We start from the raw sequence: 9,753 nt of genomic DNA, 5'->3' as shown, positions 1-9,753 counted from the left end.
TTGACATTAGCCATTTTGCAGAAAATCTATTCTTGGCGATGCCTAAATTGCAAGTAAGGTCAGCTTTTCTCATTTTCCATAGGGTCGTGGATAGGGTTTGAGCAGCGTTTTACATTGGTAGATTTCAATCATCTGGACGATCGCACCACCGCGCTGAATAGGAATCTCGGCAATTTTCTGAATGTCCTTAAAGTAATCCTGATATTGCTTCACAGTGGATTGTGACTGTACGGCTGAAGTCACCAGCAAGCCATCTTGCTTTACCCATTGGTCGCGAGTTGACCAGAAGGCAAAGCCACGCAAATCTTTGTCAAAGCAGGTGATGGGTTTGGGCTTGAGCGGCGCGATCGCCATGCCCAACTGTCCCGCTAGATACAAATCATTAGTAAACAGAAAGTCTGCCTCTTTCATGGCTGCCGTGATGGCGATTGAGTCGGCAAAGCCTCGCCGCAATTGTCTAATATCAATGAGTTGGGTTGAAGCATCGCTACTGGGCGAGAGAACGCCTCCAAACCACGCATAGCGGCTCGATTTTTGTAAGGTGCCGATCGTCACATGCAGGAGTGCCACCAACAGCAAGCTGGTAATGATCAATCCTGAACCCCACAACCAGCGTTTGATCGTTCGCTGTCGCCAACTTGCAGCCTGCTGACCTAACAAGAGTGTTACGCCCCAAAAACCCGGCATTGCCCAAGTGGGTAGGATCGATCGATAGCCACCCATCAGCGTAAAGGTCAGCATTAAGGGGAGAGAAAGCCAGAGGATAAAGAGAGTTTTGAGTAGCGCTTCACGCCGCGCTGCTAGAGAGTTTTGAGTTTTGAGTTGGGTCAAAGTGGGCGATCGAGTCTCTTCCCCTTCTACCTGATCGCCTTGCCACTCTGACATTTCTCCGCGTCTCTGCGCCTCTGCGGTTTTTTGCCCCCACTGTTCAAATATCGCCTTTCCACTCGCCCACCACAAAGGAAAGCCAAAGGTGGGAAACAAGTAGGCAACCCCTGCTAGGAAAGTTACCAGAAGATCCAAAAGGCTATAGCCGCGATCGGGCACAGCACGGCCTGACTGAAACCGCAGCGACACCCAATCGTATTGAAGATTCCAGATGACGATTGGCAAAACTGCTAGCCCAAACAAACCGACACTTGCCAGCGTCCAGGGCGAAAACAGTGCTGCTCGATGTCGTGGGCTAGTCAGGCAGAATCCAACTACCCCGAACCCCAGCGCCAACCCATGATATTTACCCAGGCAAGCCAGACCGACGAGAAAACCCGCGATCGCCAGTCGGTAAGTAGGATGATAGGCGACGGGAGCAGAGGAGGCAGGGGCAGCAGCGGTATTTTTCTCACGTTTTGGGTCTCTTGTGCCGAAGAATTCACAAACGGCGATGTAGAGCGTTGCCGTCCAGAAAAACATCAGCGGGCTGTCGGGCAGAGTGAGAACCCCGAAGCCAAGTTGAAAAATGGGAATGAGAGACGCGATCGCCAACGTCACGATCGCAGCCTGCCTTGAAAAGAGCCGTACAGCCGTCAAATACAGCAGCAACAGTGAGCCAGTATGCAGCAGCAGCGTCCCTAATCGAATGGTAAACGCTGAAACATCGCCTGTAAGCCAAACTCCAAACCCTGTAGTAAGCGCAACCAATAATGGATGATCAAAATAACTCCAGTCTGGGTGAAGCGTGTAAAGGTAGTAGTAGCCTTCATCGAAACCCGGTGGGAGCCAATAGGCGATCGCGCCCCGCAGCAGCAAACCACAGACCAGAAGGCAGAGCAGTTGACGATTTTCTGGCTGAGCCAACCATTTTTTTGCGGCTTCCATCCCATCCTCTTGGTTCTAGTGAGATTGTCCATTTGATCACGGACGGCTTTAATACGCTATCAAGTTTCAGCCGTGTACTCTCGACGACAGAGGGAAAAAGCAGAGTGTTATGATTTCAGAGTTCGTTTGACTTCCAGTGCCGATCGATGACTGTGGGCTTTTTAACCAACCGCTGCGAGTTTGCCGAACCAAGGCGCTACAGTGGCAACGGCGAGTTGATGATGGCTACGATCGGCTGCGTGCTCTGGTTCAGCGCGATCGTCATTCGGCTCAGTTTTAGCAGTAAACCCTGGACGTTGACTGAACGCCTCGTAGAAGCAGCGTCTTTTCTCCTTTTTGCGGCTGTCCCAATCTTTTTTTTGGCAACGCCGATTGGCGCAGAGTTTGCAAAGCGCGTGTTACTTAGAAACAACGGACTCTGGTTTCAAACGCTGACATGCTTGCTGTTAGGTCTTTACATCAGCGTTGTGAAATTGCTGGCCTTGAATCCGACGCGATTTAGCTGGCTTAAGCAATTAGATAGCCTCATTGTTAGAAATTATTTCCCGCTGAACGTTATTTTCTTTCTCATTGGAGTTTTTGTTGTTCTGCGAGTTCCTTTTTTACTGCTGGAGTTACGCGATCGTAGAATTTACACCAAAAAGCATCAAACCATTGCGACCTTTATTCGGCGAAACGGGCAGCTCATTCTTTTGCTAATGGCTAATTTTCTTTACGTTAGCCTTGTTAATACATCACTAGTATCAACAGCATTTGAAGCGGAATACTCAGGTTATTTTGTTGGTTTTAGCTACGTGCTCATTGCCTTTTTAATGCACCTGCCCATTGTCAGAACGACTTCATCCGATCGCATGATGGTGTTTGATTTACTGCTAGCGGCAGCTTGTTTAACCAGCCTTTTTTGGTTCTCCAGACCTTCATTTAGTTTTGGCCCCTTTATCAGTCTCACCCTATTTACAATTGTTTTGGTCTACGGCACCGGGCTAGGCCGAGCACATTTTGGCTATAGCTTTGCTGTGCGTAAAGCAGATGTACTCTACGCAGCCAAGCTGATTTTGCTGGCAGTTGCACTCTTAGTACCGCTAGCGTTCCTGTTCAAATTTGCCGCATCCAAAACCGCTTCGGCATTCGATTTAACCTCTGCTGGTCGCTACGCACTTTTTTTTCTCAGCTACGCCATCCTTTTTAGCTTTCGGGTTGGCATTTTTGAGGAAATGCTGTTTCGCTCAGGTCTCATGGTTTTCATCCGCGATCAACTACAGGCGCGATCGCCTCAGCCGTGGGAGCGTCAACAGCTTGTACTCATCTCGGCGATCGTCTGTTCCATCATTTTTGGTCTTTGCCACATTGGCAACAATCCTGGAGCCGGGATTGCGCTTTCGCCCTTGCAGTACAAAGCCATTTACGCGCTGCTGGCAACTCTGGCATCTCTGTTCTACTCGCTTGCGTTTGGCGAAACCAATCGCCTTTGGGCTTCGATTACCATTCACGGCATTGTGGATACCACGGCTGTGTTGGTGCTGGGCGCATCCTTGGTAGTGCCGTTTTAGTCAACTCTTTCCCACGTTGTCAACATCACTTGGTAGAATGAATACCCACATAGCCGATCGCGGGCAGGCAAGACAACTACCATGAGCAAAGGGACGCTGTTTGATAAAGTTTGGGATGCACACACCGTTGGCCTTTTGCCGTCTGGGCAAACGCAGCTCTTCATCGGGCTGCATCTAATTCATGAAGTCACCAGCCCCCAAGCCTTTGCAATGTTGCGCGAACGCAACCTGAAGGTGTTGTTTCCCGATCGCACCATTGCAACCGTCGATCACATCGTCCCTACCGATCATTTGACGCGCCCCCTGGCAGACGCGATCGCGGAGGAAATGATGCAGGCATTGGAAAAGAACTGCAAAGAAAACGGCATCACCCTTTACAATGTCGGCTCTGGCAATCAGGGCATTGTCCACGTCATCGCACCAGAACAGGGCTTGACCCAACCAGGGATGACGATCGCCTGTGGGGATAGTCACACCGCCACGCACGGAGCGTTTGGCGCGATCGCCTTTGGTATTGGCACCAGCCAGGTACGCGATGTGCTGGCATCCCAAACGCTGGCGCTGGCAAAGCTCAAAGTGCGCAAGATTGAAGTCAACGGCAGCTTGAGACCCGGAGTCTACGCCAAAGATGTCATTCTCCACATCATTCGCAAGCTGGGCGTGAAAGGTGGCGTGGGCTACGCTTACGAGTTTGCAGGCACCACCTTCGAGCAGATGAGCATGGAAGAACGGATGACCGTTTGCAACATGGCGATCGAAGGCGGCGCTCGTTGCGGCTACGTGAACCCAGATCAGGTGACGTATGACTATCTGAAAGGGCGCGACTTTGCACCCAAAGCAGCAGAGTGGGACAAAGCAGTTGAGTGGTGGAATAGCATTCGCAGTGATGCTGATGCCGTCTACGATGATGTTGTGGTGTTTGACGCTGCCACGATCGCGCCTACTATCACCTGGGGTATCACACCCGGTCAGGGGATTGCTGTGAACGAAACTGTCCCTACACCGGACGAGATGCCAGTAGACGAACGGGCGATCGCTAAAGAAGCCTATCAGTATATGGATTTGCAACCTGGCAAGCCTGTACAGGGCACTAAAGTCGATGTCTGCTTTATCGGTAGCTGCACCAACGGCAGAATTAGTGATCTCCGCGAAGCCGCCAAACTCGCTCAGGGACGGCACGTTGCAGACGGCATCAAAGCCTTTGTTGTCCCCGGTTCAGAACGAGTGAAAAAGCAGGCAGAAGCCGAAGGATTGCACGATATTTTTGTGAAAGCAGGCTTTGAGTGGCGGGAACCAGGCTGCTCGATGTGCCTCGCTATGAACCCCGATAAGCTTCAGGGTCGCCAAATTAGCGCGTCATCGTCTAATCGTAACTTCAAAGGTCGGCAAGGCTCTTCATCTGGTCGCACGTTGCTGATGAGTCCGGCAATGGTCGTTGCAGCAGCCGTCACGGGGCAAGTCACGGATGTACGAGAGTTAATGTAGCGATCCGCCAGCAGCTTGATCAACTGCCATCGCTGACCGCATCTGCCAAAGACGGCATCAATCAGCTATCGCGTAGGTTTTGATGGCGGCGAAAGGCGTATGCATCAAAGAGCGCACCGACTAAGCCGCAAGTCAGCCCAATCACCAAAACACCCTGAAATGCGTCACCGCTCCCAAAAACTGCAAGAAATTGCAACAGTTTTTCGGCTCCTGCCTGCGCGATCACAGTAGCCAATGGAATTTGCTCGATCGCGGATAGCACCCCCAGCAAAAGGCCAATCAGGATAATGGGTAGAGCAAAGCTAAAGGTGCTGGTGAGCAACAGAGAACGAATGAAGGTGGGGGACATGAGCATGATGGATACGCTGGTTCATTTAAGAGAGTAGTTGGAGAGAAGTGCAATCATCTCTACCATAGGAGCGATCGCCTCAAACAAGTAGGGCTGTGAAAAATCTTAAATCAAGCTTAAATATCTTGTTGAAGCTCTGTGAACAATTCTAAGAAAATCAAGATACAGATTTTGGTGTCATTGTAGAGGAGGCAGCAGTTGCAAAGGAGATTCGATTGTCCTGGCAAAGATTGTAGAATCACAGGACATCGTTAAACGCCTAGAGCTAAACGTATAGAGTCGCTGAAAGTCAATCGTTCGCTGCGATCGTCAGACATTCCCTTACTGACATTTTTGCTGACGACCTTCCGGTAATCCGCTATTCTGCTAAAGTTACCGTTTTAACTGTGTTCTTGTGAGTGAAAAGCCGTTTACGACTGGCTTAAGCCTTTGGAGTCAGCGACTACTGGCTGCTATCCTGCTCGGTGGGCAGGTGATGGTGCATCTGCTGTCAGGCAAAATTCACCGTCGCAATACCCTTGAGCAAATGGCGGCTGTGGGGCCAGAGTCGCTGTTGATTGCGCTACTAACCTCCACTTTTATCGGCATGGTGTTTACCATTCAGGTGTCGAGAGAGTTTATCAACTTCGGGGCCAGCGGTGCAGTGGGAGGAGTGCTGGCGATCTCGCTAACTCGCGAAATGGCTCCCGTGTTGACCGCTGTGATTCTTGCTGGTCGGGTGGGATCAGCGTTTGCAGCCGAGTTGGGTACCATGCGCGTCACTGAGCAGATTGATGCACTGTACATGCTCAAAACTGATCCGATCGACTATCTTGTGATTCCTAGAGTCATTGCCTGCTGCATCATGCTGCCGATTTTGACTGTGCTCTCACTCTTAACGGGGATAATTGGCGGCATGCTCATTGCCGACACGTTGTATGGCATTCCGCAAAAAGTGTTTGTCGATTCGGCGCGCAACTTCTTAGGTGTCTGGGATCTGTGTGGAGCGCCGATCAAAGCTGTCTTCTTTGGGGCGTTGATTGCCATTATTGGTTCTAGCTGGGGACTCACAACGACAGGTGGCGCAAAAGGCGTAGGGCAGTCCACTACGACTGCGGTTGTCACCTCGCTGCTTGCCATTTTTATTTCTAACTTCTTTCTGTCGTGGCTCATGTTCCAGGGGTTAGGCAGTGCCTTAGGGCAAGGGCTGTGACCCAAAAGGGCACTCTAAAGGGTGATTGCAATACCATTCCTCCGGAGAAAACTTCTGTGGTGGTGAAGCACGCAATAGATTGAAGCACGCAGTAGTAGGACTTACGAAAATTCTCGCAAAACTAGCCCCCAACCCCCAATTCTGGGGTAGCAAGCACTCAAAGTCCCCAACTTTGCGGGATTCAGGGGGCGACTGCGTAAGTCCTAAATAGATTGAAACAATCGCCTCTCGCCCCCAAAGAGGAAGCCATGTCTGACGTTTTTATCTCTTATTCACGTAAAGACAAATCGTTTGTGCAAACATTGCATGCAGCGCTGTGCCGCCAGCGCTGTGATACCTGGGTCGATTGGGAAGATATACCACCGACAGCAGACTGGTGGGATGAAATTGAGCGCGGCATTAATTGCACCAATGCTTTTGTTGTCGTCATTACGCCTGACTCGATCGCCTCTAAAGTGTGCGGGCAAGAGTTAGAGTATGCCATGCAGCAAAATAAGCGTCTGGTGCCGATCGTGCATCGTGAAGGGTTTGATCCTGAGCAGATCCCATCGGCCTTATCCCGCCATAACTGGCTCTTCTTTCGAGAACAGGATGATTTTGAGCAGGCACTTCAGTCACTTCTCAAGGCAATTCATACTGACCTGGATTATGTGCGATCGCACACGCGATTGCTAGAACGGGCGATCGAGTGGGAGCATCAGGAACGAGATGAAAGCTTTTTACTGCGTGGCAAAGATCTGGCCGAAGCTAGACAGTGGTTACTCCAAGGCGCTGCCAAAGAACCTCATCCCACAACGCTGCAAACCGATTACGTGTTGACTGGCGGGAAAGCAGAAGCCACTCGCCGCGAGGCTGAAATCAAACGCCAGCACGCTGAAATTAAACAGCAGCGACTCTGGCTTGGGTTGGTGTTGGCAGCCCTGACCGTGGCAACGGGTCTAGGCATTGTCGCGTTCAGGCAGTACCGTGTAGCAAAAGAAGGCGAAATCAAAGCGGTGCTTGCCTCCTCTGAAGCGCTGTTTGTCTCGAACCGTAAATTTGAAGCGTTGATTGAAGCGTTGCGGGCAGGCACCTTGCTGAAAGAGTTATCGAACCAAAAACCAGCACTCCAGGCGCAAGTACTCACCACGCTTCAGCAAGCTGTGTATTGGGTCAGGCAGTCTGATAGTGTGCAGGCTCATCAGAACGGCATTACCGATCTGGCGTTAAGTCCTACTGGCACTGGTCAGCCATCAGGCACGGCACAAATTCTTGCCTCTGCTAGCCGAGATGGCACTGTAAAACTCTGGCGATCGGATGGTTCCTTTCTGCGATCGCTAGCAGGACATACCGATACCGTGTGGGACGTTAACTTCAGCCCTGATGGGCAGACGATCGCCACCTCCAGTCGCGATCGCACCAGCAAACTCTGGCGAGTCGATGGCACCTTACTCGCCACATTCAAAGGTCATACCGCTAGCGTCTGGGAAACGGCCTTTAGCCCCAATGGTCAAGTGCTGGCTTCTGCTAGTGAAGATGGACTGGTGAAACTGTGGCAGCCTGACGGAACGCTGATTAAAACGCTCAAAGCCCATGCAAATGGTGTGAAGGACGTGGCTTTTAGCCCCGATGGTCAATTTTTCCTTTCGGCAGGAGCGGATGGCACGATCAAGCGCTGGCAGTTGGATGGCACGCTACTATCAACCCTGGAAGGACATCAGGCGGGCATTAAAAAAATCAGCCTCAGCCCCGATGGTCAGTTTTTTGCCTCTGCTAGTGCAGATAAAACAGCCAGATTGTGGCGGCGTGATGGCACTCTCGTGAAGGTGCTAAATGGGCATACAGCTGCCGTCTCAGGGGTCGTGTTCAGTCCCGATCGACAACTTCTCGCCACCATCAGCTACGACAAAACCGTCAAGCTCTGGAAACTGGATGGCAAACTTGTCGCCACCCTAAGCGGACACCAGCACATTGTGCATAACGTGGTTTTCAACTCAGATGGTCAAACCATTGCCACCGCCAGCAAAGATAAAACCATTAAACTGTGGACGCGGAGTGGCACTTTACTAGAATCGCTGACGGGCCATACCGATTGGGTCAGTCGCATCGTCTACAAGCAGGATGGCAAAACGCTGTATTCTGCCAGCGAAGACAAAACCATCAAGCTCTGGAGCTTTAATCAACCCTTGCTGAAGCGTTTGAGGGGACATCAGGATGCCGTACAAAAGGTGGTTTTTAGTGCCGATGGACAGTTTGTGGTCTCCAGTGGTGATGATGATACGCCCCGACTCTGGCGATCGGATGGCACGCTCGTTGCACCGCTTGCAGGACATAAAGGCGCGATCGCAGGCGTGAGCTTCAGTCCCGATGGACAGACGATCGCCTCAACCAGCGCAGACAAAACGGTCAAACTCTGGAATCTCGACGGCACGTTGCGAAAAACGCTGACTGGCTATCAAGACACCGTTTGGGAAGCCCGCTACAGCCCAGATGGACAACTGATTGCAACAGCTAGCGATGACGGTACTGCCAAACTCTGGCAAGCAGACGGCACACCGCTAACGACGCTCCGACATCGCAGCAGCCTTTATGACATTCGGTTTAGTCCTGATAGTCAACTGATTGCGACCGCCAGCCGAGATGGCATCGTCAAACTTTGGCAGCGAGATGGCACTTATTTGGCAACTCTTGAAGGGCATAGCGCGGCTGTTTACCGCATCATCTTTAGCCCCAATGGGCAACTCCTGGCATCAGCGGGCAAAGATGGCACCCTGCGACTCTGGCAACGGGATGGTACACCGTTGAAAACGCTCACTGGACATCAAGGCTCTATCTTGCAACTTGCCTTTAGCCCCGATGGTCAGACGTTGGCATCAGCCAGTGCAGACAACACCGTCCGGCTATGGCAACGCGATGGCACCTTGCTCACAACCCTGCAAGGACACAACGCCGAAGTTACCGATGTTAGCTTCAGCCCCGATGGAAAAACGATCGCGACTGCCAGCTATGACAACACCATTAAGCTCTGGAAGACTGACGGTACACTGCTGAGAACCTTGTTAGGACATGAAGGCGCGGTTGCCAATCTTGCCTTCAGCCCTGACGGGAAGCTCCTTGCCTCCGCTGGACAGGATAAGCAAGTGATGCTGTGGAACTGGAACATAAACCTGGATGGACTCATGGAGCATGGCTGCACCTGGCTGCATCGCTACCTGACTAATAATCCAACAGTGACTGAACGCGATCGTCACCTTTGCGATGGCATCAGCCAGACGTGATCGATCGCGTTAGCTGGATTTCTTAAGCTCAGAGAGGTAAGCCTGTCAGGTTAACGTGAGTTCGACGAACAGAAATTGATACAAGAAAAGCTGAGACTGGTTTTG

The 9,753-nt window shown here is 51.4% G+C and carries 6 protein-coding genes; 4 read left to right on the top strand and 2 right to left on the bottom strand.

What is annotated here, in order from left to right:
• Positions 1 to 69: 69 nt before the first annotated feature.
• Entirely contained in the window at positions 70 to 1,815 is a 1,746-nt protein-coding gene (locus AC5JLP_RS02085) for an ArnT family glycosyltransferase (RefSeq protein WP_496066238.1), read from the bottom strand.
• A 146-nt stretch (positions 1,816 to 1,961) separates the two neighbouring features.
• Between AC5JLP_RS02085 and AC5JLP_RS02080 the strand changes: the two genes are divergently transcribed.
• Positions 1,962 to 3,365 carry a CPBP family intramembrane glutamic endopeptidase gene (locus tag AC5JLP_RS02080; RefSeq protein ID WP_496066237.1) on the top strand — a complete coding sequence of 468 codons (1,404 nt, stop codon included), beginning with the start codon at positions 1,962 to 1,964 and terminating at the stop codon, positions 3,363 to 3,365.
• Between the two features lie 81 nt (positions 3,366 to 3,446).
• Complete coding sequence (gene leuC, locus AC5JLP_RS02075; protein WP_496066236.1) at positions 3,447 to 4,850, top strand: 3-isopropylmalate dehydratase large subunit; 1,404 nt, start codon at positions 3,447 to 3,449, stop codon at positions 4,848 to 4,850.
• Between the two features lie 61 nt (positions 4,851 to 4,911).
• On the opposite strand, the gene AC5JLP_RS02070 is transcribed toward leuC, so the two are convergent.
• A complete protein-coding gene (locus AC5JLP_RS02070) occupies positions 4,912 to 5,199 on the bottom strand; it encodes a hypothetical protein (RefSeq protein ID WP_496066235.1) in 288 nt (95 codons plus the stop codon).
• A gap of 394 nt (positions 5,200 to 5,593) precedes the next feature.
• Here AC5JLP_RS02070 and AC5JLP_RS02065 point away from each other — a divergent pair, with 394 nt between their 5' ends.
• On the top strand, positions 5,594 to 6,391 hold the full coding sequence (locus AC5JLP_RS02065; protein WP_496066234.1) for an MlaE family lipid ABC transporter permease subunit: 798 nt from the start codon (positions 5,594 to 5,596) through the stop codon (positions 6,389 to 6,391).
• Between the two features lie 248 nt (positions 6,392 to 6,639).
• Positions 6,640 to 9,648, top strand: coding sequence for a WD40 domain-containing protein (locus AC5JLP_RS02060; RefSeq protein ID WP_496066233.1), 3,009 nt, complete (start codon positions 6,640 to 6,642; stop codon positions 9,646 to 9,648).
• Positions 9,649 to 9,753 lie beyond the last annotated feature (105 nt).

Source organism: Stenomitos rutilans, assembly GCF_059505485.1.
Note: the sequence above shows the minus strand (reverse complement) of the source record. Positions and strands in the feature narration are given on the sequence as shown.